Annotated in this window: 22 protein-coding genes, 1 tRNA gene and 2 pseudogenes; 18 read left to right on the top strand and 7 right to left on the bottom strand. The window is 73.7% G+C overall.

The genetic code is table 11. The features are described from left to right. Positions 1 to 89 precede the first annotated feature (89 nt). The 3 genes from BUS84_RS17420 (at position 90) to BUS84_RS17405 (ending at position 2,408) form a co-directional block, all read left to right on the top strand. Positions 90 to 524, top strand: a complete 435-nt coding sequence (locus tag BUS84_RS17420; RefSeq protein WP_074313885.1) for a VOC family protein — start codon at positions 90 to 92, stop codon at positions 522 to 524. A 51-nt stretch (positions 525 to 575) separates the two neighbouring features. Beyond that, positions 576 to 1,121: an alpha/beta hydrolase family protein gene (locus BUS84_RS17415; protein WP_074313883.1), complete on the top strand. Its 546-nt coding sequence runs from the start codon at positions 576 to 578 to the stop codon at positions 1,119 to 1,121. Positions 1,122 to 2,009: 888 nt separating this feature from the next. Beyond that, positions 2,010 to 2,408 carry an FxLYD domain-containing protein gene (locus tag BUS84_RS17405; protein WP_208869686.1) on the top strand — a complete coding sequence of 133 codons (399 nt, stop codon included), beginning with the start codon at positions 2,010 to 2,012 and terminating at the stop codon, positions 2,406 to 2,408. A 614-nt stretch (positions 2,409 to 3,022) separates the two neighbouring features. Here BUS84_RS17405 and BUS84_RS17400 read toward each other — a convergent pair. Beyond that, positions 3,023 to 3,098, bottom strand: a tRNA-Arg gene (locus tag BUS84_RS17400). 158 nt (positions 3,099 to 3,256) lie between these two features. On the opposite strand from BUS84_RS17400, the gene BUS84_RS17395 reads away from it, so the two are divergent. Next, entirely contained in the window at positions 3,257 to 3,967 is a 711-nt protein-coding gene (locus BUS84_RS17395) for a hypothetical protein (protein ID WP_074318883.1), read from the top strand. 240 nt (positions 3,968 to 4,207) lie between these two features. Here the strand turns inward: BUS84_RS17395 and BUS84_RS17390 are convergent. Both BUS84_RS17390 and BUS84_RS17385 read right to left on the bottom strand, forming a co-directional pair. Next, positions 4,208 to 5,230: pseudogene (locus tag BUS84_RS17390) on the bottom strand (alpha/beta hydrolase); the annotation flags it as partial. A 170-nt stretch (positions 5,231 to 5,400) separates the two neighbouring features. After that, positions 5,401 to 5,832, bottom strand: a complete 432-nt coding sequence (locus BUS84_RS17385) for an HPF/RaiA family ribosome-associated protein (protein WP_074313877.1) — start codon at positions 5,830 to 5,832, stop codon at positions 5,401 to 5,403. A gap of 304 nt (positions 5,833 to 6,136) precedes the next feature. Between BUS84_RS17385 and BUS84_RS40920 the strand changes: the two are divergent. The 3 genes and pseudogenes from BUS84_RS40920 to BUS84_RS17370 all read left to right on the top strand — a co-directional run bounded on the left by BUS84_RS40920 (position 6,137) and on the right by BUS84_RS17370 (position 9,764). After that, a pseudogene (locus BUS84_RS40920) lies at positions 6,137 to 6,927 on the top strand (single-stranded DNA-binding protein). A 258-nt stretch (positions 6,928 to 7,185) separates the two neighbouring features. Further along, positions 7,186 to 8,226: a cobalamin biosynthesis protein gene (locus BUS84_RS17375; protein ID WP_425293491.1), complete on the top strand. Its 1,041-nt coding sequence runs from the start codon at positions 7,186 to 7,188 to the stop codon at positions 8,224 to 8,226. After that, the gene (locus tag BUS84_RS17370) at positions 8,223 to 9,764 is read left to right on the top strand and encodes a cobyric acid synthase (protein ID WP_074313875.1); all 1,542 of its coding nucleotides are present in this window, start codon (positions 8,223 to 8,225) and stop codon (positions 9,762 to 9,764) included. The genes BUS84_RS17375 and BUS84_RS17370 overlap by 4 nt, the downstream gene beginning before the upstream one ends. Positions 9,765 to 9,774: 10 nt before the next feature. Here the strand turns inward: BUS84_RS17370 and BUS84_RS17365 are convergent, their stop codons facing one another. Together BUS84_RS17365 and BUS84_RS17360 are read right to left on the bottom strand one after the other, a co-directional pair. Continuing rightward, complete coding sequence (locus BUS84_RS17365) at positions 9,775 to 10,176, bottom strand: rhodanese-like domain-containing protein (RefSeq protein ID WP_074313873.1); 402 nt, start codon at positions 10,174 to 10,176, stop codon at positions 9,775 to 9,777. 172 nt (positions 10,177 to 10,348) lie between these two features. Continuing rightward, complete coding sequence (locus BUS84_RS17360; protein WP_074313871.1) at positions 10,349 to 11,122, bottom strand: alpha/beta fold hydrolase; 774 nt, start codon at positions 11,120 to 11,122, stop codon at positions 10,349 to 10,351. Positions 11,123 to 11,176: 54 nt separating this feature from the next. Here BUS84_RS17360 and BUS84_RS17355 point away from each other — a divergent pair, with 54 nt between their 5' ends. The 6 genes from BUS84_RS17355 to BUS84_RS17330 all read left to right on the top strand — a co-directional run bounded on the left by BUS84_RS17355 (position 11,177) and on the right by BUS84_RS17330 (position 17,089). After that, on the top strand, positions 11,177 to 11,698 hold the full coding sequence (locus BUS84_RS17355; protein WP_074313869.1) for a PadR family transcriptional regulator: 522 nt from the start codon (positions 11,177 to 11,179) through the stop codon (positions 11,696 to 11,698). Then, the gene (locus BUS84_RS17350; protein WP_425293490.1) at positions 11,665 to 12,366 is read left to right on the top strand and encodes a uridine kinase family protein; all 702 of its coding nucleotides are present in this window, start codon (positions 11,665 to 11,667) and stop codon (positions 12,364 to 12,366) included. Before BUS84_RS17355 ends, BUS84_RS17350 begins: the two co-directional genes overlap by 34 nt. A 75-nt stretch (positions 12,367 to 12,441) precedes the next feature. Beyond that, complete coding sequence (locus tag BUS84_RS17345; RefSeq protein ID WP_074313865.1) at positions 12,442 to 13,572, top strand: M48 family metallopeptidase; 1,131 nt, start codon at positions 12,442 to 12,444, stop codon at positions 13,570 to 13,572. A 36-nt stretch (positions 13,573 to 13,608) separates the two neighbouring features. Then, a complete protein-coding gene (locus BUS84_RS17340) occupies positions 13,609 to 14,961 on the top strand; it encodes a dipeptidase (protein WP_208869864.1) in 1,353 nt (450 codons plus the stop codon). A 243-nt stretch (positions 14,962 to 15,204) separates the two neighbouring features. Then, positions 15,205 to 15,411, top strand: coding sequence for a hypothetical protein (locus BUS84_RS17335; RefSeq protein WP_074313863.1), 207 nt, complete (start codon positions 15,205 to 15,207; stop codon positions 15,409 to 15,411). Between the two features lie 85 nt (positions 15,412 to 15,496). Beyond that, positions 15,497 to 17,089, top strand: a complete 1,593-nt coding sequence (locus BUS84_RS17330; protein ID WP_244298618.1) for an ATP-dependent DNA ligase — start codon at positions 15,497 to 15,499, stop codon at positions 17,087 to 17,089. Between the two features lie 37 nt (positions 17,090 to 17,126). Here the strand turns inward: BUS84_RS17330 and BUS84_RS17325 are convergent, their stop codons facing one another. Next, complete coding sequence (locus BUS84_RS17325) at positions 17,127 to 17,948, bottom strand: SURF1 family cytochrome oxidase biogenesis protein (protein ID WP_074313861.1); 822 nt, start codon at positions 17,946 to 17,948, stop codon at positions 17,127 to 17,129. A gap of 173 nt (positions 17,949 to 18,121) precedes the next feature. On the opposite strand from BUS84_RS17325, the gene BUS84_RS17320 reads away from it, so the two are divergent. Beyond that, positions 18,122 to 19,525 carry a cobyrinic acid a,c-diamide synthase CobB gene (locus BUS84_RS17320; protein ID WP_074313859.1) on the top strand — a complete coding sequence of 468 codons (1,404 nt, stop codon included), beginning with the start codon at positions 18,122 to 18,124 and terminating at the stop codon, positions 19,523 to 19,525. Beyond that, positions 19,522 to 20,091, top strand: coding sequence for a GNAT family N-acetyltransferase (locus BUS84_RS17315; RefSeq protein WP_074313857.1), 570 nt, complete (start codon positions 19,522 to 19,524; stop codon positions 20,089 to 20,091). Before BUS84_RS17320 ends, BUS84_RS17315 begins: the two co-directional genes overlap by 4 nt. A gap of 9 nt (positions 20,092 to 20,100) precedes the next feature. Here the strand turns inward: BUS84_RS17315 and BUS84_RS17310 are convergent, their stop codons facing one another. Next, positions 20,101 to 22,233, bottom strand: coding sequence for a transglycosylase domain-containing protein (locus BUS84_RS17310; RefSeq protein WP_074313856.1), 2,133 nt, complete (start codon positions 22,231 to 22,233; stop codon positions 20,101 to 20,103). A gap of 121 nt (positions 22,234 to 22,354) precedes the next feature. Here BUS84_RS17310 and cobC point away from each other — a divergent pair, with 121 nt between their 5' ends. From cobC to cobA, 3 genes are read left to right on the top strand one after another with little or no spacing between them, the layout of a single operon-like run. After that, complete coding sequence (cobC, locus tag BUS84_RS17305) at positions 22,355 to 23,458, top strand: Rv2231c family histidinol phosphate aminotransferase CobC (RefSeq protein ID WP_074313854.1); 1,104 nt, start codon at positions 22,355 to 22,357, stop codon at positions 23,456 to 23,458. Then, on the top strand, positions 23,458 to 24,585 hold the full coding sequence (locus tag BUS84_RS17300) for a nicotinate-nucleotide--dimethylbenzimidazole phosphoribosyltransferase (RefSeq protein WP_074318879.1): 1,128 nt from the start codon (positions 23,458 to 23,460) through the stop codon (positions 24,583 to 24,585). Before cobC ends, BUS84_RS17300 begins: the two co-directional genes overlap by 1 nt. A 34-nt stretch (positions 24,586 to 24,619) precedes the next feature. After that, entirely contained in the window at positions 24,620 to 25,849 is a 1,230-nt protein-coding gene (gene cobA, locus BUS84_RS17295; protein ID WP_074313853.1) for a uroporphyrinogen-III C-methyltransferase, read from the top strand. Positions 25,850 to 26,132 lie beyond the last annotated feature (283 nt).

Raw genomic sequence — 26,132 nt, 5'->3', positions numbered from 1 at the left:
GGAGGCCGGCGCCGAGATCCTCAGCGCCGATGCCGGTCCGGCGAGGCGCGTCTCGGGCGAAAGTCAGAGGCGCGGACTACGGTCCCGGCATGGCAGCCAGCATCGACCTGACGCTCGACTCCACTGACGCCCAGGTGCTCGCCGCGTTCTGGAAAACGGCTCTGGGCTATGTCGACGAGCCGCCGCCCGCGCCCTTCGCCACGCGGGAGGAGTGGCTCGCGCAGTTCGACCTGCCGGAGGACGACGTCGCGGATGACGGTGCGTGGCTGTGTGATCCCGACGCCGTCGGGCCCCGACTCTCCATCCTCAACGTTCCCGAGCCCAAGACGGCGAAGAACCGGCTCCACATCGACATCCGGGTGCCCGGCCACGGCAGCCCCGACGAATGGTGGGCGCGGATCAGGGCGGAGTCGGAGCGCCTGGTGAAGGCGGGCGGGAGTGTCCTGGAGGAAGTCGACGGCCACCACGTGGTGATGGCCGACCCGGAGGGCAACGAGTTCTGCGTGGCCGCAGCCTCAGCCTGAAGGGTGGCTTCAGGGCCACGCGTCAGCGGCGTTCTGGGTAGCGTCGGTGTCATGGCGGACGCAGTCGTGATTCCCGGCCGTACGTTCGGACCGGGTGCGCCTCTCCTGATGTACGCAGGCGACGTCGCCGAACAGCGCGGTGCGACGGTGCACAGACACTCGTGGTCCGAGGAGCCGTCACGGCCGGACGCGCCGGACATCGAAGGCTGGGTGCGCGGTCAGATCGGCCCGCTGATCGACTCCGTCGGCGGTCGCCCGCTGCTGATCGCCAAATCGCTCGGCACGAACGCGGCTGCCATCGCCGCCGAGAGATCCCTGCCCGCGGTGTGGCTCACGCCCGTGCTCACCCTGCCGTGGGTGGTCGAGGCCCTGAGCCGGGCGACCACACCGTTCCTCCTCATCGGTGGCACGGCCGACAAGCTGTGGGACGGCGACGCCGCCCGCCGGCTGTCGCCTCACGTGCTGGAGGTGCCCGGGGCGGATCACGGCATGTACGTACCGGGTCCGCTGACGGAGTCGATCGCGGTGCTCAGCCGGGTCGTGGTCGCTGTGGAGGAATTCCTCGACGCGATCGGTTGGCCGGGCACCCCGACCTAGTTAGTCAACCTCCGACGCTGTAGGGGTGCCCTTGTCGCGCCCGATCGGTAGGACCAGGCACACGGACGGGCAGGCAGGCAACGCACTCTGGTACCGGGCGGCGCGGGTTCACATTCAGGCGTACGACCCGGGTTGGCCAGTGCGCTACGCCGAGGAAGCCGAGCTGCTGACGTGTCGGCGACGTCGTCGGCGGAGTACAACGCGGTTCCCAGTCGTCAGCCTTCCGCCAACGGTGCACCGAGGCGAGCCGGTAGATGATCCCGACGGTCGGCGGTACAGGATTTTGATCTCGTCGACCGCCAGTCGTCCGATCATGCTCATTGACCACCGATTCGGTTGGGGGCCCTCATTCGGGGCTCTCATCAGCCGAGACGGACCGCCTGGTCGCACCCACCGGCGACCGCAGTCGCCCGTTCGTTGATCTTGCCGACTGACTGGCTCATGGCAACCACCAGGCTGGTTGATCTACGGAGTGGCCCGGCCGTGGCACCCTCTGGCGGGGTCGCTCTCGTCACGGGGGGAGCGTCACCGCGACCCGGAGAGATGAGAGCACCATGACTAGCGCCGCACACACCGGCCGCCAGCGACACCACCCGGTCTCGCCGTACGGCTGGCCGTTGGCCAGCAGTCTGCCGACGTCGGCGAGTTGAGCCAGGAGCTTGCTCCATCCGGGACCGCTGTCCACCGCCACCACCCTTAACGTCCGGCACCGGTCGGTGGTGAAGAAATAAGACCTCCGGCCGCCTGGGAAGGCTCCCGGAGCTAACACCGCACAATTGAGAGGCACAACGAATGTCGTACCAGACCCCGACCCCTCCGCCGGGCACCCCGACCCCTCCGCCGGCGTACGCTCCCGCGCCCCCGCCGAAGAAGGGAATGTCGACGGGTTTGAAGGTCTTCCTCATCATCGCAGGTCTGTCCGTCCTGCTATGCGGCGGCGGATTGGTCGCGTGCACCGCCCTGGTTGGCAAGGCGGCCAGTGACGTCAGCGAGGATCAGGCGGCAAAGGCCGGGCACGTCAAGCTGACGTCGTGCGAAGGAGAATCGGCGGGCAGCGAGCTCCTGGCGAACGTGACGGTCGATCTCGAGGTGAACAACTCCAGCGAGAGCCAGAACACCTACTTCATCGATGTGTTTGTCCTCGATGCCAAGGGCACGCGGGTGGGTAACACCACGACTATCGTCTCGGACGTGCGGCCGGGCCAGAAGGCCGTTGAACAGGCCATGGTCGTGTTGAGCCAGAAGGTGACCGGCAAGATCACCTGCAAGGTTGACAAGGTTTCCTGACCTGAGCGGGCCGCCTGGCGGCAAGCGAGGCCCCGGCGGGTGTGTCCTCCGCCGGGGCCTCACTTTTCTTGGCGTTGAGGAGGCGGAAGGCGGTGTCCACGAGCACGGAAACGTCTGAGCCGGTGAGCCGGTCCGGTACCAGAGGAACGCGCCCCGCTGCCCAATCGGCCGGCGATTCGCAGCCACGGGGGATTGAGCCGAGGAGGCCTCAATGCCTCCATGCACAACCGGGCGTCGAGGCGGCGTGCAAGTCGTCTGGCATGAAGCCGTTGCCCGTGCTGCAACTGCACCGCATCATGTCTCGGGCGTTGACGGTGGCCCACCAGCGCAAGCGGGTGGCTCAGAACGCCTGCGTGATGATCGATGCGCCGAGCGTCAGCCGGGAGAAGCCCGGCCACTCACGCGGGAGGATTCGCGATCCCGGCAGCGGCGGCCGGCAGGCGGAACGCGGCGCGCTGGCCCGTCGCGCTGGCTCTCGGCCTACGGCAGGGGCGAGACGCTGGGGTTGATTTGGGAATACGTCGCGTTCACCAAGAGTATCCGCAATGCAACGGCAACCGCACTGGGCACCGTCTCGCGGCCTGTATGGATCTGCTGTTTCCACAGGTCAACTGTGGTGCGCCCGGCAGGATTCGAACCTGCGGCCTTGGGATTAGAAGTCCCCTGCTCTATCCGCTGAGCTACGGGCGCGCGGCGTGGGTGTCGCGCCCAGAGGGTACCGCCGACCCGTCGGCCGGCGGGGAAAAGGGTGCCCGCGTCCACGTTGCCGAGCAGAGTCTCACGGAGGCCCGGTGGCCGGCATCCGGGTTCCCACGGACCGACCCCGCGCCGGCCCGTACCCTCGGCTGGTGCTGCTGGATCCCGACGCCGAGAACGACGTCGCCTACGAGCTGTGCCAGATCGTCGGCCGCGCCATCCTGCCGTACCGGTCGTCGGACGCCACCGACCAGCGCTTCGGCACCGCGTTCTTCTTCCAGGGCACCGACGACCCGGTGGGGGAGTCGCTGCTGACGGCGGCCGACCTGGTCGGCGGACCGGGTGGGGAGTTGGGCCTGCGGGCGAGCGTCACCGAGCCGGCCGGCGTCGCGCCGGACGCCGTCGCGGAGGCCGAGATCAGGCCCGGCTGGGCCCGCTTTCCGGGGGACGGCGTCGCGGTGCTGCCCACCGGCGGGCTGCACCGGTACGCCGGCGACGGCGGCTGGCGGTGGCGGGTGCAGCCGGTGCCCGCCGGGATCGCCGCCGGGCCCGAGGTGGTCGCCCGCCTCGGCGCCGACGCCGGTTCCGCTTTCGTGCTGGCCCATGGGGTACGCGAGGACGGGTCGCGGCCGTTGGAGGTGGCCATCGAGCGGGTGGTCCGCGACGGGGACGCCGTGCGGATCACCACGGAACTGCCGCAGGGGTACGTCGGGGCGCCGGTCTTCGTCGTGCAGCTGGACGCCGCCGGGGAGGTGTCGCTGTACTGCCTGGGCCTGGTGCTGCCCGGCGTCGACGGTCACCCGGTGGCGACCTTCGACCGGATCCGGGCCGTCCTCGCGGCGGCGACACCCGGCGACGGCTGAGCCGCGAGGCGTACGTGGTCGGTGCCGGGCGGGCCGGGACCCGGCGGGTCAGTCGCCGGTCGTCACCGCATCGGCCGGATCGCCCGCTGGCCGCCGCCTTCCCGGCAACCGGGCGTCACCGGACGGTGCGTCGCCGGGTGCTGCGCTGTCGGTCGACGCGCTGCCCTCTGATCTGGTGCCCGTCGCCCCGCCGTCGGTCTGCCCGTTGTCGGGCGAGGTGGTGCCTGGCGAGGTGGTGCCGGTCGAGGTGGCGTCCGGCGAGACGGTGTCGATCGGGTCCGCGGCGGCCGGGGCGGGGTCGGCCGGGGCGGTGGGGCCGGCGGCGAGGAACGCCTCGGCCCACCGGCCGACCTCGTCGAAGACTTTCCGGCGTACGGCGGGGCCGGAGAGCGTGAGGTCGTGCAGCCCGCCGTCGAAGCGGGCGAGGGTGACGTGCCGGCCGAGGCGGGGCGCGTACCGGACCATGTGCTCCACGTCCAGCACGGCGTCGGCCAGGGTGGCGTTGTCGTGCCAGGTGGTGCCCCGGAACGAACGGGTCGAGCAGGCTAGCAGCACCGGCACCTGGATGTTCAGCCCGGCGCGCAACCGGCGTTGGCCGGTGCGGATCGCGTTCAGCCAGCCGGCCCGGACCGGGAACCCGGACAGCGGCTTCCACGCCAGGTCGTAGGTCCACTCGCCCCGGTGGTCGGCGTGCAGGCTCTCGCCGTACACCGTGCCCAGCCCGAACGGCAGGATGCGGTGTGGCGCCCGGCGGCCCAGCCGGGAGACGGCGGCCGCGAGGGGTCGGCGCACCGCCCAGGGGGCGTTCAGGTCGAAGAAGGGGCTGTTGAGCACCAGGCCGTCGACGGTGCCGGCGTCGCGGCGGGCGTCCGCCCAGAGCGAGATGATCAGACCGCCGGTGGAGTGGCCCATCGCCAGCAGGGTGTCGTGCCCGTCGTCCTTGCGGATGATCTCGGCGGCGGCGTCCAGCTCGGGGAAGTAGTCGCTGATGTCCCGGCAGAAGTTCGGGGTCTGGCCCGGGAGCAGGCTGCGACCGTACTTGCGCAGGTCGAGGGCGTAGAAGTCCCAGCCCCGCTCGGCGAAGAAATCGGCCAGGTGGGTCTGAAAGAAGTAGTCGACGAAGCCGTGCACGTAGAGCACGGCCCGCCCGGTGGGGCGCTCGGCCCGCCGCCGGACCAGGGTCGCGACGACAGGTCCCTCGTCGTCGGTGCCCAGGTCGATCGTCTGCCGCTCGTACGGCGGCCCCAACACGTCCGGTTCCACGTCCGCGACGCTACGCCGCCAACCTACCCGGCGGTAGCCCCGCGCCCGGCCCCGCGACCCACGCCCCCGCGACCCCTTCCCGCCCGCGATCTTGCACTTGGTGCCTCGGCATAACGCGCAAAGGGCGCGAGACGGGGTACGAAAGTGCAAGATCGCGGCGGGGGTATGCGTCAGACCGCTTCGGCGTCGGCGCGGCTCGGGTCGGGGGCGGGCAACTCCTCGGCCGGGTCAGCCTGATCCTGCGGCTGGCTGACGTCGCGCAGGTGCTTGTTGTGCCGGGGCTCCTGGCGGGTCTTGGCGTCGTTGAGCCGCCGGCGCAGGTCGTCGCGGACGTCGTTGAGCGCGGCGTGCAGGTCCTCCTCGGCGGAGGTGGTGACGATCTTCTGCCGGCCGGCGATCCAGCACTCCAGGGTGACCTTCTGTCCTCGCGCCTCGCGGTCCTTCACCGACACCTCCAGCTCGGTGGCGTCGGCGTGGAAGCCGGCCAGCCGGGCGTCGAGGGTGGCGAACTGCTCGGCGATCCAGGCGCGGTCGCCCTGCGAGAACCCGGTGCCCACCCGCAGACACTCGGCCACAGTGGCCGGGTTCGCCACGGCGCTCATCGCCGCGCCTCGGAAGCGGTTGCGGAGCCGATGGTGGTGATCATCATGGCGCTGACCTCTCGTCGACGTGGAGCTGTCGGTGGTGCTTGATCAAGTCCATACCCAGTTGGGTCGGGCCCGGAAACCGCTGTCGCCGGTCCGGGCGGGTCGGCCGTACCACATCCGGGCCTGATCAGCGCGTTGTCCACAGGTGGCGTCGTTGTCCACAGGTCGGGGCGAGGTGCTGGTGAAGACGGTCCGGAGCGCCGAGGCTCTGTGCCGAGTCGACTCGCGCTGGCAGGTTCCCGATCCCCCTGGAGGGACGATGTTCGACACCTACGTGACAATTGTCGGCAATGTGCTGACCACGCCCGAGTGGCGGCGTACCACCCAGAGCAACACCCTGGTGGCCAACTTCAAGGTCGCCTCCACCGCCCGCCGGCTCGACCGCGACAGCGGCCGCTGGGTCGACGGCAACTCGCTCCGGGTCCGCGTCAACTGCTGGCGCAAGCTGGCCGAGGGGGTGGCCGCCTCGGTGATGGTCGGCGACCCGGTTGTGGTCTGCGGCCGGCTCTACACCCGCGACTGGACCGACGACGCCGGCAACCACCGCACCCTCTACGAGCTGGAGGCCGTCGCGGTCGGCCACGACCTGTCCCGGGGCCGGGCGCGGTTCCTGCGCAACCGCCCGAGCATGACCACCAGCACGATGGAGGACGCGGAGGCGGAGAGTCGGGTGCACGGCGAGCCCACCGAGCCGGTGCCGGCCGGGCAGACGCCCGTCCTGCCCGACGACCGCCCGCTCGACGACGACTTCGAGCTGCCCGACTTCGGCGCGACGCGTACCGGCCCGTTCACCGCGGCCGGCCCGGTCGACGACGGCGCTTCCCACAGCGCCGGCGGCGTGCACGGCGGCGATGCCGGCGGCCTGGCCGGGCTCGACGACGACGAGTTGGCCCTCCCGCCCGGGCGGAGGACGACCAGTCGGACGACGACGAGCCGGACGACGAGTTGGGGCCGGTGCCGGACGAGGGCCGGCCGGAGGAGGGCCGGCCGGAGCCCACGCCGTCCGGCCGGGGGCGGCGTGGCCGGGGGCGGGTCCCGCAGCCGGCGTGACCTCTCGGCTCGGCCATCCCGGCTACCGCCGGCGGCGGCCGGGCGGCCGGGCGGTGGCGCGACCGGTGCGCGAGCGGCATCGATGGGCGGTGCTCCGGCGGCACGTCACGAACGGGGGCGGGGTGGCGACGCGACCGGCGTCGTCACCCCGCGTGACCCCCGTTGGGCGACCTTTCACGCTGCCGGGCCGGGCTGGTTCACGGGACGCTCGTCTAGGCTGGCCGGCCGGAGGTGGTGCGCGTGCGACGGACAGCGCCGGTGGCGAACGCGGTGGGGCTGCTGGCCGGGTACGCGCTGGACAGGCTGCTCGGCGACCCACGCCGGTGGCACCCGGTGGCCGGCTTCGGGCAGGCCGCCGGTGCGCTGGAGCGGCGGCTCTACCGACCGGACCGGACGGCCGGGGCGGTGTTCACCGCGCTGGCCGTGGGCGGGCCGGTGCTGCTCGGGGCGGCCGCCGCGGCAGCCACCCGGCGCCGGCCGGTGACCCGGGCGGTGCTCGTCGCCGCCGGCACCTGGACCGTGCTGGGCGGTCGCACCCTGCGGCACGAGGCCACCGTCATGGGCGGTGCGCTGCGCGACGGCGATCTGCCCGCCGCCCGGCGGCGCCTCGGTCACCTCTGTGGCCGCGACCCGTCGACCCTGGGCGAGTCGGGGCTGGCCCGCGCCACCGTCGAGTCGGTCGCGGAGAACACGTCCGACGCGGTGGTCGCCCCGCTGGTGTGGGGTGCGGTGGCCGGCCTGCCCGGGCTGCTGGGATACCGCGCGGCCAACACCCTCGACGCGATGGTCGGGCACCGGTCGGCGCGCTACGCGCGGTTCGGCACCCCGGCCGCCCGGCTGGACGACCTGCTCAACCTGGTGCCGTCCCGGCTGACCGGGCTGCTCACCATCGCCGTCGCGCCGGTCGCGAACGGCGACCGGGAACGGGCATGGCAGGTGTGGCGGCGCGACCGCAACGACCACCCGAGTCCCAACGCCGGTCAGTGCGAGGCGGCGATGGCCGGTGCGCTGGGGGTCCGCCTCGGCGGCCGCAACGTCTACTTCGGGCGCTCCGAGGTGCGCCCCTTCCTGGGCGACGGCCCCCGCCCCGAGGCGCGGCACCTCAAGCGAGCCGCCCGGATCTCGGGTGCGGTCGGTCTGGCCGCCCTCGGGCTGGCCGCCGCGTACCCGCTGACCGTCGGGCGCCTGGCCGCCGCCGTCGGGCGACGCGGGCTGAGCGCCGCCGTCAGCCGGCGCGGGCTGGCCGGTGCTGTCAGCCGGCGCCGGCCGGGAGCCGTCGTGGCTGGGAGCGGGCGGTGAGCGGTGGTCTGCTGGTCGCCGGCACCACGTCCGACGCCGGCAAGAGCGTGCTCACCGCCGGCATCTGCCGCTGGCTGCACCGGCAGGGCGTGAAGGTGGCGCCGTTCAAGGCGCAGAACATGTCGAACAACTCGGCGGTGGTGGTCGGGCCGGACGGCCGCGGCGGCGAGATCGGCCGGGCCCAGGCCATGCAGGCCGCCGCCTGCGGCATCGCCCCCGACCTGCGCTTCAATCCGGTGCTGCTCAAGCCGGGCAGCGACCTGGCCAGCCAGGTCGTGCTGCTGGGCGAGGCGGTCGACACGATCACCGCCGGCACCTTCCGGCACCTGCGTCCCCGGCTCGCCGAGACCGCGTACGGGGCGCTGGCCGAGCTGCGGGCCGCGTACGACGTGGTGATCTGCGAGGGCGCCGGCAGCCCCGCCGAGATCAACCTTCGGGCCGGTGACTACGTCAACATGGGGTTGGCCCGGCACGCCAACCTGCCCACCATCGTGGTCGGCGACATCGACCGGGGCGGCGTCTTCGCCTCGATGTTCGGCACGGTGGCCCTGCTCGACCCGGCCGACCAGGCGCTGATCGCCGGCTTCGTGATCAACAAATTCCGGGGCGACCTCGGCCTGCTCCAGCCGGGGCTGGACATGTTGCGTCACGTCACCGGCCGCCCCACGTACGGGGTGCTGCCCTGGGCGCTCGACCTCTGGCTCGACGCCGAGGATTCGCTCGCCTACGGCCGGGTGCTCGGCCGCCCGGCCGCCCCGCACGGCACCGAGTGGCTGGACGTGGCCGTCGTCCGGCTGCCCCGGATCAGCAACGCCACCGACGTGGAAGCGCTGGCCACCGAGCCGGGCGTCCGCGTACGCCTGACCGTCGAACCGGCCGAGCTGGCCGCCGCCGACCTGGTCGTTCTGCCCGGGTCCAAGTCGACCGTGGCGGACCTCGCCTGGCTGCGTGAGACCGGCCTGGCCGACGCGGTCCTGGCCCATGCTGCGGCCGGCAAGCCGCTGCTGGGTCTTTGCGGCGGCTTCCAGATGCTCGGGCGGGCGATCCACGATCCGGTGGAGAGCCGGCAGGGCAGCGTGCCGGGCCTCGGTCTGCTGCCCATCGAGATCACCTTCGATCCGCGAAAGACCGTCCGGCAGTCGGTGGGCACCGCCCACGGCGACCTGCCGGTCCGCGGCTACGAGATCCACCACGGGTACGTCTCGCAGACCGATCCGACCCTGACGCCGCTGCTGACCGGGAGCGACGGCGTCGGCGAGGGCGCGGTGCTCGGCGTCGTGCACGGCACGCACTGGCACGGGGCGTTCGAATCCGACGGATTCCGCCGTGGTTTCCTCACCGAGGTGGCCCGGCTGGCCGGGCGCAGCGGGTTCCGGGTCGCGCCGGACACCAGCTTCGCCGCCGCCCGGGAACGCTCGCTCGACCTGCTCGGTGACCTGGTCGAGGAGCATCTGGACACCGACGCCCTGTGGCGCCTCATCGAGACCGGGCCACCCCCCGGCCTCCACTTCATCCCACCCGGTCCGCCACCGGCCTGACCGGCGTCGGTCAGTGGCGGATGTCGGCGGGGCGGTCGGTGGTGGGAAGGCCGGCGGCGAGCCACGCGTCGACGCCGCCGATCATGTCGGTGGCCCGGCGCAGCCCGAGCGTCTGGAGGCTGGCGGCGGCCAGGCTGGAGCTGTAACCCTCCCGGCACACCAGCACGATCTCCCGGTCGTAGCCGGTGGCTTCCGGGATGCGCCATTCGCTGGCCGGGTCGAGTCGCCACTCCAGCACCGTCCGGTCGATGACGATCGCCCCGGGCAGGTCGCCCTGGTCTCGGCGCTGCATCTCGGTACGGGTGTCGATCAGCAGCGCGCCGCCGCGGACCGCCTCGACGGTCTGCTGCGGAGTCAGTCGGTGCAGCCCGGCGCGGGCCTGTTCGAGCAGGGCGTCGATGCCGGGGCTCATCACGTCTCGGAGCACGTCACGAGCATGCCCATTCCGGTGCTGCCCCGCCGGACGAACGGGCGGTGCGTCACCCGTCGCCGCCCCAATTCCCCCGGACGTGACGGGTGGCCGGCCACGGCGGTCAGCCCCCGTACGGCTGCGGTGGGATCGGGTGGCAGCGCCGGCGGAATCGTCAGGCGAGGGCGGGCTGGGCGAGGGCGGCGGCGGTGACCTGAGCGAACTGCTCGGGTGCGTCGAGCATGATGTTGTGTCCGGCGTCCGGCACGGTCACCACCCGCACTCCGGCTGAGGCCAGCGATTCCGCGCCGACGACCGGCCCGCTCCGACCACCCTGGAGGTAGGTGCGCGGCATCGGCAGCCGTTCCAGCAGGTGCCGCATCGCGGGGCGAGTGCCGGTCGTCAGGCCGATCGCGGTGCGGTGCAGGCCGATCGGGTCGGCGAGTCGCATGGTGGCGGCCCAGGCCGGGCCCACCCGGTCCAGCGTCGAGGCGAGGCCGCCGGCGAGGAACTCCGCCTCGGAGTACCGGGCCATGCCGCTGCTGCCGGCGGTCGGCGGGGGATTCGGGTCCAGGTTCGCCTCGATCAGCACCAGCTGCCCGACCAGGTCCGGGCGGTGGTGGGCGAGTGCGATGGCCACCGCGCCGCCCATGCTGTGCGCGACGATGTCGGCCGCCCGGACCCCGGCCGCGTCGAGCGCCGCGGCCAGCGCCTCGGCGTGCTCGGTGAGGGTGTAGCCGAATGCGGCCGGCCGGTCGCTCAACCCGAAGCCGAGGAGATCGACGAAGAGGGATCGGTGGCCGGCCAGCTCGGGGAGGGTGGCCGCTGGCAGGAAGTACGGCGCGGACATCGCGCCGAGCCCGTGCACGTACACCCGGGCCGGTGCACGTCCGGAGATCTCCACCCAACGCATTCGAGCCCCGTCCGGGCCCACGGTCGCAGCATTCATGGCGACACAATACCTCCGTCCCGAGGTATATCGTCAAGAGGGCATAATGGGACCGTGCTCGAACTCGCCATCCTCGGTTTCCTGGCCGACCGACCCCTGCACGGCTACGACCTGAAGCGGCGGATCGCCCAGCTCACCGGGCATGTCCGACCCATCGCCGACGGGACCCTCTATCCCGCGATCAAGCGACTGGAACGCGCTGGCCTGCTCACCCGGCGGGTGGAACCCGGTGCCGGCGCGGCCCCCCGCCAGATGCTGGCGCTGACCGAGCCGGGTCGGGCCGAGCTGGACCGCCGGCTCCGCGAACCCGACGAGCTGGAGATCAGCGACGAGAACCGCTGGTTCGTCCTGCTGGCCTTTCTCCGGCACCTGGATGACCCGGCCGCCCGCGACCAGGTGCTCCGCCGACGGTTGGCCTTCCTCCGTACGCCGAGCAGCTTCTTCTACGAGGGTGACCGGCCGGTGCGCGCCGAGGAACTCACCGACCCGTACCGCCGGGGGATGCTGACCATCGCCCGAGCCACCAGCCAGGCCGAGCTGCGCTGGCTCGGCGAGATGCTGGGCGAGCCGGGGTGACCCCGGAAGTCGGCCGGCCGGCGACGGCCGAGGAGGGCACCGGCGCGCCGGTGGCGGTCGTCGAGGCGTACGCCGAGTTGGCCCGCCGGGTGCTCGCGGGCCCGGCACGGTTGGGGCGGACCCGGCTGGTCGCGGTCGACGGGCCGAGCGGCGCGGGCAAGAGCAGCTTCGCCGCGCACCTCGCGGACGCCCTGGCGGCGCTGCCCGGCGGCGCCCGGCCGCCGGTGGTGCACACCGACGACCTGCTCGACGGCTGGGACGACCAACTCACCTTCTGGCCCCGGCTCGACGAGTGGGTGCTGGGCCCGCTGCGTGCGGGGCGGCCCGGCTCCTACCGGCGCTACAGCTGGGTGCGGCGATGCTTCCTGCCCCGGTCGGTCCCGGTGCCGGCCGCGTCGGTGCTGATCCTGGAGGGGGTCAGCGCCGCGCGCGCCGTCGTCCGGCCGGAGGTGACCCTGGCCGCCTTCGTCACCGCGCCCGCCTCGTTACGGCTGGCCCGCGCGGTCGCCCGGGACGGGCCGGGAATCCTGCCCGAGCTGCGCCGCTGGCACGCCGGGGAGCGTGCGCACTTCGCCGCCGACGACACGGCCCGCCGGGCCGACCTGGTGATCGACGGGGCGCCGACCCTGCCGTACGACGCGGACCGGTACTACGTGCGCATCCGCTGAGCGGGGCATGGACGTCCGCCACCGGCTACGGCACGATGCGAGGAGGCTCAGGGCGCGGCGAATGGGGGACTCATCATGTCGGCAGCGGATTCGCCCGCGCGGCGCCGCACCACCCTCACCGGCATCAGCTCCCGGGCCTGGGAGCATCCGGCCGACCGGGGCGCCCTGGTCGCGCTGCGCGAGCTGCGGGGTTTCGACGACGTGGTGCGGGCGTTCTTCGGCATGTGGAACGAGCGCGGCTTCCGGCTCTCCGTGCTGGCCTCGGGCATCCGGGTCGACCACCGGCAGTACCCGGCGGTCTGGCAGCGCTACACCGAGGCCGCCGCGACGCTCGACGTGGCCGAGCTGCCCGAGCTGTACGTGACGCAGTCGCCCTGGCTGGCCGCCGAGGCGGTCGGTCTGGACCGGCCGTTCGTCGTGCTGAACTCCGCCTGCGTGCAGCAGCTCGACGAGGACGAGCTGCGCTGCCTGCTCGGCCACGAGCTGGGGCACGTCGGCAGCGGGCACGCGGTCTACAAGACGATGCTCATGATCCTCACCCGGTGGGCGGCCAACCTGAGCTGGTTGCCGGTCGGCGCGTTCGCGCTGCGGGCGATCATCGCGGCGATGCTCGAGTGGTGGCGCAAGGCGGAGCTCTCTGCCGACCGGGCCGGTCTGCTCGCCGGGCAGGACCCGGCCGCCGCGCTGCGGCTGCTGATGAAGCTCGCCGGCGGCGGCGACCTGTCCCAGATCGACACCACCGCCTTCCTGGAGCAGGCCGCCGAGTACGCCGGTGGCGGTGACCTGCGGGACAGCCTGCACAAGATCCGGATGACCGCGTGGAGCACGCACCCGGCGCCGGTGGCGCGCGCGGCCCAGCTGCGGCAGTGGATCGACTCCGGGGCGTACGGCCGGGTGCTGGCCGGGGACTACCCGCTCCGCGACGACGACGGCTCGACCAGTGTCTCGGAGGAAATCAAGGCGGCGGCCGAGTCGTACCGGGAGGAGTTCGGCCGATCCACCGATCCGCTGGTCGGGCTGCTGCGTCGGCTCGGCGACGGTGCCAGCGACGTCGGCGAGTGGGTGGGCGGCACCGCGGGCCGGGCCCGTTCCTGGATGGACGCCGCCACCGAGGCCGCCGGTCGCGCGCAACGCGCCGGCCGGACCGCGCCCGGCGCGACGGCGGGAGCCGGTGACGGTACGGGCTCGGCCGGCACGCCGGGGTAAGGCCGGCATACGATGCCGGTCATGACCACACCGATCATGTCCGAGTCCCAGGTGCGGGCCGCCGTCGAGCGGGAGATGCCCGGTGTCCGGGCCGACCTGGAACGCCTCGTCCGCATCCCCGGCATCGCCTTCGAGGGCTTCGACCACTCACACGTGGAGCGCTCCGCCGAGGCGGTCGCCGAGCTGCTGCGCGGCTGTGGCCTGGACGTCGACATCGTGCGTTCCGGCGGGCAGCCCGCGGTGATCGGCCGCCGCGCCGCCCCGGCCGGCGCGCCCACCGTGCTGCTCTACGCCCACCACGACGTGCAGCCGGTCGGCGACCGGTCGCTGTGGGAGTCCGACCCGTTCGAGCCGGTCGAGCGCGACGGTCGGCTCTACGGCCGGGGCGCGGCCGACGACAAGGCCGGCATCATGGCGCACATCGCGGCGCTGCGCGCGTACGGTGACGCGCTGCCGGTCGGCGTGGTCCTCTTCATCGAGGGCGAGGAGGAGTACGGCTCCGACTCGCTGGAGCGGCTGCTGGCCGAGCACCGCGACGAGATCGCCTCGGACGTCATCGTGATCGCCGACTCCGGCAACTGGGACATCGGCGTACCGGCGCTGACCACCTCGCTGCGCGGCATCGTCAACTGCTTCGTCGAGGTCCGTACGCTGGACCACGCGGTGCACAGCGGCATGTTCGGCGGTGCCGTCCCGGACGCGCTCACCGCGCTGGTCCGGCTGCTGGCCACCCTGCACGACGACGCCGGTGACGTGGCGGTGGACGGGCTGGTCGGCCGCGTGGGTGCCACCGTCGACTACCCCGAGGACCGAATCCGGGCCGAGGCCGGGCTGGCCGAGGGCGTGCAGTTCATCGGCACCGGCCGGATCACCGACCGGCTCTGGACCAAGCCCGCGCTGGCGGTACTCGGCATCGACGCGCCGTCCACCGGCGAGGCGCCGAACGCCCTGGTCCCGTCCGCCAAGGCGAAGCTGAGCATCCGGCTCGCCCCGGGCGACGACCCCAAGCGGGCGTACGCGGCGGTGCGCGCGCACCTGGAGAAGCAGGCGCCGTGGGGCGCCCAGGTGACGGTCTCCTTCGAGCACGACGGCGACCCCTGCGTGATCGACGCGTCCGGGCCGATGTTCGACGCCGCCCGCTCGGCGTTCCGGGAGGCCTGGGACGGCACCGACCCGGTGGACATCGGCGTCGGCGGGTCGATCCCGTTCATCGCCACCTTCCAGGAGATGTTCCCGAAGGCGGCGATCCTGGTCACCGGTGTGGAGGACCCGCACGCCCGCGCGCACGGCCCGAACGAGAGCCTGCACCTCGGGGAGTTCGCCCGGGTCTGCCTCGCCGAGGCGCTGCTGCTGGGCAAGGTGGCCGTGGCGGGCTCGAACGGGAGCTAGGGTCGCGTTTCAGAAGTGCTGGCCGGCCTGCGCCGGGCCCAGCCACCGCCCGGCCGCGTTGTCGCGGTGTCCGGATACAACACCGGTATCCGGACACCGTTCCGCCTTGCCGGACGACGCCTGGGCTCCGGCTCGGCTCGACCGACACTTCTGAAACGCGCCCTGGGTGTCGGAACCGTAACTTCCGGTGTGATCTGGGAGTTTGCGGTGTGTCGGGCGCGGGGCTGTTATAGCCTTTCGAACATGAGTACGAACGAGGTGATGGCCCGGTTGGGGGCCGCCGTCAGCGCCCTGGGGGACGTCGACGTCTCCGCGTGGTCCGAGGACACGCTCAAAGAACAGCTCGGTGAGCTCTCCGCCGCCCTGGTCGCCCTCGACTCGGTGCTCTCCCGGGTCGCCGGCGAGGTCCGCGCCCGGGGGCTGCGCATCGAGGAACCCGTCTCCGCCTGATCCGCCGTCCGCGTGATCGGCGGCATCCTGCCGACAACCGCCCGGGCACGGCAATGCCCGGGCGGTGTCGGGGGTGACTGGCAGGATGAGCGTCGTGCGGTTCCTCGACCTGGCAGCCACGTCCGCCGCCGTCGGCGCCACCAGCGGCCGGCGCGCCAAGGTGGAGTTGCTCGCCGACGCGCTGCGCCGGCTCGACCCGGCCGAGGTGGAGCCCGGCGCCGGCTATCTCGCCGGTGAGCTGCGTCAGCGGCAGACCGGGGTGGGTTATGCGAGCCTGCGTGACCTGCCGCCATCGGCCGCCGAGCCGACGTTGACCGTGGCCGCCGTCGACGCGGCCATCGAGCAGATCGCCGGGGTGCACGGCGCGGGCTCGCAGGCGCGACGCCGAGCGCTGCTCGGGGCCCTCTACGCGGCGGCGACCGCCGAGGAGCAGCGGCTGCTCACCAACCTGTTCAGCGGCGAGCTGCGGCAGGGCGCCCAGGCCGGGCTGCTCGCCGACGCGGTGGCCCGGGCCGCCGAGGTGCCGGTGGCGTTGGTCCGTCGGGCCCTGCTGCTCGCCGGTGACCTGCGCGCGGTGGCGGTGGCCGCGCTGGCCGGAGGCGCCGCCGAGCTGGCCGGGTTCGGCCTGCGGGTCGGCCGGCCGCTGGCGCCGATGCTCGCGCAGAGCGCGCCCTCGGTCGATGAGGCGCTGGCCGCGACCGGCGCACCGGCGGTGGTCGACGTGAAGCTCGACGGCATCCGCATCCAGGTGCACCGCTCCGGCGCCGACATCGCCGTCTTCACCCGCAGCCTCGACGAGATCACCACCCGGGTGCCCGAGGTGGTCGCCGCGGTCCGCGCCCTGCCCGGCCGGGAGTTGGTGCTCGACGGCGAGGCGATCGGCCTGGACGAGACCGGCCGCCCGCTGCCGTTCCAGCAGACGTCCAGCCGGGCCGCCAGGCGCACCACGCCCAGCACCACGGGGCGCACACCGGTCGCCCCGGCGGTGCTCGCGGCCGCCGCCAGCGCCGGCGAGACCGTGCTGACGCCGTACTTCTTCGACCTGCTGCACCTCGACGGCCAGGATCTGATCGACCTGCCCGGCCGGGAGCGGTGGGCCGCGCTCGCCGGCGCGGTGGACGCGTCGCTGCTGGTCGGGCGGTTGGAGGTCGACAACCCGGAGCAGGCCGGGGCGGCGTTCGCCGCCGCCATCGACGCCGGCCAGGAGGGCGTGGTGGTCAAGGCGCCGGACGCGCCCTACGACGCCGGTCGGCGCGGCGCGGCCTGGGTCAAGGTCAAGCCACGGCACACCCTCGACCTGGTGGTGCTCGCCGTCGAGTGGGGCAGCGGCCGGCGGCAGGGCTGGCTGTCCAACCTGCACCTCGGCGCGCGCGACCCGCGCACCGGCGACTTCGTGATGCTCGGCAAGACGTTCAAGGGGCTCACCGACGAGCTGCTGCGCTGGCAGACCGAGCGTTTCCTCGACCTCGCGGTGGAGCGCGGCGACTGGGTGGTCCGGGTCCGTCCCGAGCAGGTGGTGGAGATCGCCTTCGACGGGGTGCAGACGAGTTCGCGCTATCCGGGCGGGATGGCGCTGCGGTTCGCCCGGGTGGTGCGGTATCGCGACGACAAGTCCGCTGCCGAGGCGGACACCATCGACGCGGTCCGCGCCATCCACGCCGGCCGTCCCACCGGCTGACCGGCCCCGCACCGGGTCACCGGCGCGGTCGGCCCGATCAGGCGGACGCGCTCGGCGTCGGCTCGGCGGCCCGGTCCATCGGGGTCGGGGTGGCGCCGATGCCGTCGGCCCGGCGGGCCTCCCGGCGGGCCACCCAGCCGTAGCCGAACAGGGCCATCACGGCGAAGAGCCACCACTGCACGACGTAGCCGAAGTTCTGCCAGTTGTTGGCGTGCCCGACCGTCACCGCCTTGAACACCGGGTCGGCCGCCGGGGTCTGCTCGTCGAGCAGCAGGTAACCGCCGTACACCGGGTAGGGCAGTTCGCGGGCCAGCCGCGACACCCCGATCCGCCGGGTCTCCAGCCGCCCGTCGCGGCGGTCCACCGCGCCGGCGCCGCTCTCGGTCTCGTGCACCCGGCCGACGACGGTCACGTCGCCCGTCGGTGCGGCGGGCACCGGCGGCTGTGCGGTCGCCCCGCCCGGCGCCGGGGGGATCCAACCCCGGTCCACCAGCAGCGCCGTGCCGTCGGCGAGCACCAGCGGGGTGAGCACCTCGAAGCCGACCCGGCTGTCCACCGTCCGGCCACGGACCAGGACGGTGTTCGTCGGGTCGTACCGGCCGGTGGCGGTGATCCGGGTCCACACCTTGTCCTCGGCGGGGGCCGGGCCGGCCGTCCCCGCGCCGCCGGTGGGGGCGCGCAGCGCGTCGGCCAGCGGGACCGGGGCCATCCGCTGGCCGGCGTCGATCCGCTCGTTGACCTCGGTGCGCCCCCGGTAGCGGTCCAGCTGCCAGTTGCCGAGCAGGACCATGACCGCGGCGGCGACCAGGGTCAGGGCGAGCGCGCCCAGCCAGCGTGGGCTCAGCAGGAACCGGTACACGCGACCGAGGCTACCCGTATGACCGGCGCCACTGACCGGGACCGGGCCGCGACCGGTCGACCGGCCCCGGTCGGCGGTGCTCGCGTGTCGCGCGGGGCGGGTATCGTCACGCGGACGGACCGGCCCACCCGGTCCGCCGTCGCGTACCCGCCGCCGCCCGCGAGGAGTCGATGATGACCGTCGTGCCGCGCCTGGTGCTCAGCGCGCCGTCCTCCGGGCACGGCAAGAACGCGCTGGCTATCGGGCTGCTCGCCGCCCTGGCCGAGCGGGGTGTCGACGTCGCCGGGTTCAAGCTCGGCCCGGACCACGTCGACGCCGCCTACCTCGGCCTCGCCTCCGGTCGACCGGGCCGGGTGATCGATCCCCGGCTGGTCGGCGTCGACCGGCTCGCCCCGCTGGTCGCGCACGGCGCTGAGGGCGCCGGGCTCGCCGTGGTGCAGGGCAGCATGGGCCTGTACGACTCGGTCGGCGGCCGTCCGGAGCAGGAGTCCACGGCCGCTGCGGCCGCCGCGCTGCGCAGCCCCGTGGTGCTCGTGGTCGACGTGGCCGCGATGGGCCAGTCGGTGGCCGCCCTGGTGCACGGTTTCCGTTCGTACGACGAGCAGCTCTGGCTCGGCGGGGTGATCCTCAACCGGGTGGCGTCCTCGCGGCACGAGGCGATGCTGCGCGAGGCGCTGGATGACGTGAACGTGCCGGTCTACGGCGCGCTGCGCCGGCAGGACCTGCCGGCGGTGCTGCCGTCGCGCCGGCACGGCGTGGTTCCGGTGGTCGGCGGGTCCGCCGACGCCGCCCGCGCGGTCCGCCGGCTGGGCGAGGCCGTCGCCGCCACGGTCGACCTGGAACGGCTGCTCGGGCTGGCCCGCTCCGCTCCGCCGCTACCGGCCTCGGCGTGGTCGCCGGAGGAGGCGCTCGGCCCGGTGACGGTCCCCGCGGACCGCCCGCTGGTGGCGCTCGCCGGCGGGCCGGGCGGCAGCTTCAGCCACCCGGAGACCGCCGAGCTGCTGCGGGCCGCCGGCGCCGAGGTGGTCACGGTCGATCCGCTGCGCGACGAGGCACTGCCGGCCGGCACCCGCGCGCTGGTCGTCGGCGGCGCGCTGCCCGAGGCGTACGCCGACGAGCTGTCGGGCAACCGGCGGCTATGCATCGCCGTGGCCGAGTTGGCGCGCACCGGGCGTCCGGTGATCGCCGAGGGCACCGGCCTGCTCTGGCTGGCCCGGGAGCTGGACGGGCTGCCGATGTGCGGGGTGTTGGACGCGGTCGGTGTCAGCCGGGACGGCCTGGTGGTGGGCTACCGCGAGGCGACCGCCCAGACCGACAGCGTGGTCGCCGCGCAGGGCACGGTGCTGGTCGGGCACAAGGAGCACCGCGCGGTGCTCACCCCGCGGGCCGGTCAGCGCCCGGCGTGGAGCTGGGACGGCGGCACGCCGGAGGGCTTCGTCTGGCGCAACGTGCACGCCTCGCAGCTCACCCTGCACTGGGCCGGCCACCCGGAGACCGCCGCCCGGCTGGTCGCGGCGGCGGCGGCCGACCCGGCGACCGAGGCGGTGCCCGTGGAGCCCGGCGGGGTGCCGGCGTGATCGGTCAGGTGGCGGTGCGCCGCTTCCCGGCGCTGACCGTCTCCACCCCGCGCACCGAGGTGCGGCGGCACACCGCTGCCGACGCGGCGGCGGTGGGGGAGATCTTCGACGACAAGCTCACCCGGCGCTGGCTGCCGCTGGCCGACGACTCCGGCCCGATCGACGGGCACGCCTGGTGCACGGACCTGGCCCGGCAGCGGCGCGACAGCGGCGAGGGGGACCACTGGGCGGTGGTCCGCCGCGAGGACGACCAGGTGGTGGGCTCGCTGTGGACCCGGCGCACCGACTGGGGCGCCCGGACCACCGAGATCTCCTACGCGATGGCGCCGCACGCGCGCGGGTTCGGCCTGGCCGCCGAGGCCGTGGACGCGGTGGCCATCGCGCTGATCCTGGAGCACGGCTTCCAGCGGGTCGAGCTGCGGGTGGCTCCCGGCAACCTGGCCTCCCGCCGCGTCGCCGAGAAGGCCGGCTTCAGCTACGAGGGCCTGCTGCGCAACGCCGGTTACGTCCGCGGTGCCCGGGTGGACCTCGAACTCTGGTCGTTCGTCGCCGCCGACCTGCGCTGACCCTCGCCGTCAGCCGACGATGGCGTCCGAGGGTGGGGTGAACTGGCGGGTCGGTTGACCCTTCAGACCGTCGCGCAGGGTCTCCGCGACCGCCGCGATCGGGATCTGGGACTGCCCGTCGCCGACCGCGTTGAACGGGTTGTCCGGGTCGGAGATGAAGCTCGCCGCGGCCAACTCCGGCGTGTAGCCGACGAACCAGGCGGACCGGGTGCTGTCCGTGGTACCGGTCTTGCCGGCCACCGGGCGGCCGACCGTACCCCGGACGCTGTCGGCGGTGGACCAGCCGCCGCAGCTCCCACGCGCCGGGGTGTCCCCGGTCGGGCAGCGGGCGGCGTCGGTGGCCGCCCGGGCGGCGTCCGCGCTCACCACCTGCCGGCAGCGCGGCTTGGCAACCTCGCGTTGGATGCCGCTGGCGGTGGCGTACGTGGTCGGCGTGCCGTCCCGGTTCATGATCGCCTGCACCGGGATCGCCTCGCAGTACCGGCCGTCGGCGGCGATGGCGGCGTACGCGTTCGCCATCTCCAGCGGGGTGGCGTCGGAGACGCCCAGGGTGAACGCGCCCCACTTCGACGCCTTGGTCGGCGAGGCATGCTCCCGGTCCACGTCGGTTCGCCAGCGAAGCCCGAGCTGCTCGGCGAGGCGGACGCCCTTCTCCGCGCCCACCTGCTCCTCCAACCACACGAAGTACGTGTTCACCGACTTGCCGAAGCCGGACCACATGGTCTGCCGCCCGCTCATCGCCCCGCTGGCGTTTGACGGCGCCCAGCCGTCATAGACCCGCGACTGGTATCGGTAGGGGGCGTTGAATTCCGTGGACAGCGTCTTGCCCGAGTTCAGTGCGGCCAGCATCGGGAACATCTTGAACGTCGACCCGGCCTGGTAGCCCGGCAGGTCACCGCCGCCGAGCAGTGGCGCCACCGTGTTCGGGTAGTTGGCTTTCACCTTCGGCCCCGCCTCGGGGTTGGAGCTCTGCGGATTTTCGCTCAGGTCCAGCGAGTACGTCCGGTTCACCGCCATCGCCTTCACCCGCCCGGTGCCCGGCTCGGAGAGCACGATGCCGTTGGCGAACGGGCTGCCGCTGCCCTCCTTGGCGCCGACGTTCTTCTCCGCCGCCTCCTGGATCTTCGGGTCGATGCTGAGCACGATCCGGTAGCCGCCCCGGCGCAGCTTGTCCATCCGTTCCAGCCGGTTCGCCCCGAACGCCGGCTGCGCGCTCCACCAGTTCTTCAGGTAGTCGCAGGCGAAGCCCCAGCTGGTGTACTTCTCCAGCACCGCGGCGCAGTCGTTCGGCGGGCTGGTCAGCTTCAGTCGGATCGGCTCGGTCTTCGCGGCGGCGGCCGAGTCGGGGGAGAGGTAGCCGAGTTGGCTCATCCGATCCAGGACGTAGTTGCGCCGCCCGGTGGCCTCCTTCTGGTCGGAGTCGGCCGGGTCGTACTCCGACGGCGACTTGACCAGCCCGGCGAGGGTGGCCGCCTCGACCGGGGTGAGGTCCTTCGGGGTCTTGGAGAAGAAGATCTCGCTGGCCGCGTAGATGCCGTACGCCCGGTGCCCGAAGTACGCCGAGTTCAGGTAGCGCTCCAGGATCTGCTCCTTGCTCATCTCCTTCTCCAGGTCCAGCGCCATCCGCATCTCCTTGACCTTGCGCAGGCTGGTCTGCTGGGTGGCCTCCTGGACCTCCTTGGGGGTGGTCGCGCTGTCCCGCAGGGCCATCCGGACGTACTGCATGGTCAGCGTGGAGGCACCCTGGGAGACGCCGTTGGAGCGGGTGTTGGCCACGAAGGCCCGTGCCACGCCCTTCGGGTCGACGCCGTGGTGCTGATAGAAGCGGGAGTCCTCGGCGGCGACGATCGCCTGCTGGATGTTCGGCGACATGTCCGACAGCTTGGTGTACTGCCGGTACTCCTCGTAGAACATGGTCAGCACGGTCTTGCCGTCCGGGGCGTAGAGGTACGAGGTCTCGGCGGGCAGGGCGGTGGCCAGCAGCTTGGTCTTCGCCTCCACGGCGTGCGCGGTGGCCTTCGCGCCGAGCCCGGTGAGGGCGACCAGCGGGTACGCGGCGGCGGCGATCACGATGCCCGCGATCAGCCCGGCGCGGAGGAGAGGGACGAGTCGACCAGCGGCAGCAAGGGGTCGGTTGCTCACGTGGCCAAGTTATGACATTTCCGATTCGTACATGAGAAGAACTCATAAACCGGCGGGTGGTGACGCGGCTTACGCGGAGATCAGCTGTCCCATCGGCCACCTTCCCGGCAGGATCGCGGACATGCGTGATCAGCCGAGCGGAGTGGCACCTGTCCCCGGGACCGGACCGACGGCTGTTCCGGAGCCGGACCTGGGCCACCACGGCGACGCGGAGGTGGGCGCCGGCCTGATCGACCTCGCCGTCAACGTCCGCCAGGCACCGCTGCCGGACTGGCTGGCCGGCCCGATCACCGCCACCCTCACCGACCTGGCCCGCTATCCGGACCCGGCACCGGCCCGGGCCGCGGTCGCCGCCCGGCACCGGCGTCACCCGGACGAGGTACTGCTCACCGCCGGCGCCGCCGAGGGGTTCGTGTTGATCGCCCAGGCGCTGCGCGGCGTCCGGCGGCCGGTCGTGGTGCACCCCCAGTTCACCGAGCCGGAGGCGGCGCTGCGGGCCGCCGGGCACCCGGTGGAGCGGGTGCTGCTGGACCCCGCCGAGGACTTCCGGCTCGACCCGGACCGGGTGCCCGCCGACGCCGACCTGGTGATGATCGGCAACCCGACGAACCCGACGTCGGTGCTGCACCCGGCGCACACCCTGGCCGCGCTGGCCCGCCCCGGCCGGGTGCTGGTGGTCGACGAGGCGTTCGCCGACACCACCGCCGCACCCGGTCGACCCGGCGAGCCGGAGTCGCTGGCCGAGCGGCGCGACCTGCCCGGGCTGCTCGTGCTGCGCAGCCTCACCAAGACCTGGGGCCTGGCCGGCCTGCGCATCGGCTATCTGCTCGGCGCGCCGGAGCTGCTGTCCCGGCTGGCCGCCGTTCAGCCGCTCTGGGCGGTCTCCACGCCCGCGCTGGCCGCCGCGTCCGCCTGCGCCACCCCCGTCGCGGTCCAGGCCGAACGCGCGATCGCCGCCGACCTCGCCGCCGACCGCGACCACCTGACCGCCCGCCTGACCGACCTGCCCGGTGTACGCGTCGTCGGCCGCCCGGCCAGCGCCTTCGTGCTGCTGCACCTGCCCGGAGCGACCCGTGTCCGGGCGGCCCTGCGCGAGCGCGGCTGGGCGGTACGCCGGGGTGACACGTTTCCCGGGCTCGGCCCGGACTGGCTGCGGGTGGCGGTGCGCGACCGATCCACCACCGACGCGTTCGTCGAGGTGCTGCGCGAGACCATGGAGGCATGATGCTGGAGACCACGATCGCGGCGATCCAACCGCCGGACGAGTCGGCCATGGCCGACGCCCGTGAGCTGCACGGCCGGCTCACCAAGCCGGCCGGCTCGCTGGGCGCGCTGGAGGAGCTGTCGGTACGCCTCGCGGGCCTGGCCGGGGCCTGCCCGCCGCCGCTGCCCGAGCCGGCTGCGGTGGCGATCTTCGCCGGGGATCACGGGGTGCACGCCCAGGGGGTGACCCCGTGGCCGCAGGAGGTCACCGGGCAGATGATCGGCAACTTCCTGGCCGGCGGTGCGGTGGTCAACGCGTTCGCCCGGCAGGCGGGAGCCTCGGTCACCGTGGTCGACGTCGGCGTGGCCACGCCGCTGCCCGCCGGGCCGGCCCAGCCGGCCGCTGAGACGTCCGGCCCGGTCGTCCTCGACCCGTCCAGCCCGGTCGTCCTCGACCCGTCCACGCCCCGGCTGGTCGCCGCGTCCGTCCGCCGGGGCACCCGGGATCTCGCGGTGACCGCCGCGCTCACCCGCGACGAGGCACGGGCGGCGGTGCAGACCGGCATCCGGATCGCCGACGAGTTGATCGACGCCGGGGCGGCCATCCTGCTCACCGGGGACATGGGCATCGGCAACACCACCCCCGCCGCCGCGCTGATCGCCGCCTTCACCGGGGCCGACCCGCTCGACGCCACCGGCCGGGGCACCGGGGTCGACGACCCGACGTACGCCCGGAAGGTGGCGGTGGTGCGGGCCGCGCTGGCCCGGCACGCGCCCGACCCGGCCGACCCGCTGGGTGTGCTGGCCGCCGTCGGCGGCCTGGAGCACGCGGCGCTGGCGGGGCTGATCCTGGGCGCCGCGGCGCGCCGCACGCCGGTGCTGCTGGACGGGGTGATCGCGGTCTCCGCCGCCCTCGCCGCCGCCGCGTTCGCCCCGGACGCGGTCAGCGCCATGGTCGCCGGCCACCGCTCGGCCGAGCCGGGCGCGACGGTGGCGCTGCGCCACCTCGGCCTCGACCCGCTGATCGACCTGGGGCTGCGCCTCGGGGAGGGCACCGGGGCACTGCTGGCGCTGCCGGTGGTCACCGGCGCGGTCCGGGTGCTGCACGAGGTGGCCACCTTCGACTCCGCCGGGGTGGCCGAGAAGTGAGCGAGCGCAGCGAACGAAGTAGCGCGGCGGCGGCGTGAGTACCAACCCGTACCCGCTCGGTCTGCGGCTCGACGGGCGGCGGGTGGTCGTGGTGGGCGGCGGCGCGGTCGCCACCCGACGGGTCCCGGCGCTGCTGGATGCCGGCGCGGACGTCCTGCTGGTGGCGCCGGAGCTGACCCCGGCGCTGCGCGCCCGCGCGGACGCGGGCCGGCTGCGCTGGGTGCCGCGCCGGTTCGAGCCGGATGACCTGGACGGGGCGTGGCTGGTCCAGGTGGCGATCGACGACCCCGTCGCGGCGGAGTCGGTGAGCGCGGCCGCCGCCGAGCGGCGGATCTTCTGCGTCCGCGCCGACGACCGGACGGCCGCCACGGCCTGGACCCCGGCGGTGACCCGGCACGGCCCGGTCACCGTGGCGGTGCTCGGTGGCGGCGACCCGCGCCGCGCGATGACCGTCCGCGACGCCATTCGCGACCTCCTCGGTGCAAGAAAGGGCCCCCTGTCGACGCCTGCGGTAGAGGCAGGGTCCCTTCCTGACGCTGGCGGACGGGTGGCGCTGGTCGGGGCGGGACCGGGCGACCCGGAGCTGATCACGGTGAAGGGCCGGCGGCTGCTGACCGAGGCGGACGTGGTGGTCGCCGACCGGCTGGTGCCCGGGCTGCTCCTGGACGAGCTGCGCCCCGACGTCGAGCTGGTGGACGCCTCGAAGATCCCGTACGGCCCGTCCCGGACCCAGGAGGAGATCAACCGGATCCTGGTCGACCGTGCCCTGGCCGGCGCCTTCGTGGTCCGGCTGAAGGGCGGCGATCCGTACGTCTTCGGCCGGGGCGGCGAGGAGCTGCTGGCGTGCACGGAAGCCGGCGTACCGGTGACCGTGGTCCCCGGGGTGACCAGCTCGATCGCCGCCCCGGCCGCGGCCGGTATCCCGGTCACCCACCGGGCTGTGTCGCACGAGTTCACCGTGGTGTCCGGGCATCTGGCACCCGACTCGCCGGCCTCCCTGGTGCGCTGGGAGGCGCTGGCGGGCCTGCGCGGCACCCTGGTGATCCTCATGGGTTTGAAGAACCTCGCCGCGATCACGGCCACCCTCATCGCCCACGGTCGGTCTCCGCAGATGCCGGCCGCCGTCGTCCAGGAGGCCACGACGGGCGCCCAGCGGGTGCTGCGGTCGACACTCGGCGCGGTGGCCGCCGAGGCGCTCGCCGCCGACCTGCGCCCGCCCGCCGTCGTCGTGGTGGGCGACGTCGTGCACGCGCTGGACAGCTGACGGTTGGCAGCGGGCCTTGCCGCGCGCTTCGACGCGCCGGCTCGGCGCACGAGGCTTCGCCGTTCAGGGCATCGGCGTGCGGGGCTTCGACGTGCGGGATGCCCCGGCGTGCGGTGCTGGAGCCAGTGACGCGACACAGGAGCCGGGGGGGACACCCCGCTTCGGGCATCCTTTGCTCTGCTTCAGCCCACGCAACACTGAGAGGCCGTTTGTGTTGCGTGGACTGAAGCAGAGCAAAGGGCGTGCCGGGTAGTCCCGGCCCCACCGGTCGGCAGCATCGACG

The organism is Micromonospora cremea (assembly GCF_900143515.1).
Lineage (GTDB): Bacteria > Actinomycetota > Actinomycetes > Mycobacteriales > Micromonosporaceae > Micromonospora > Micromonospora cremea.
This window is presented reverse-complemented; position numbering and strand designations above follow the sequence as displayed.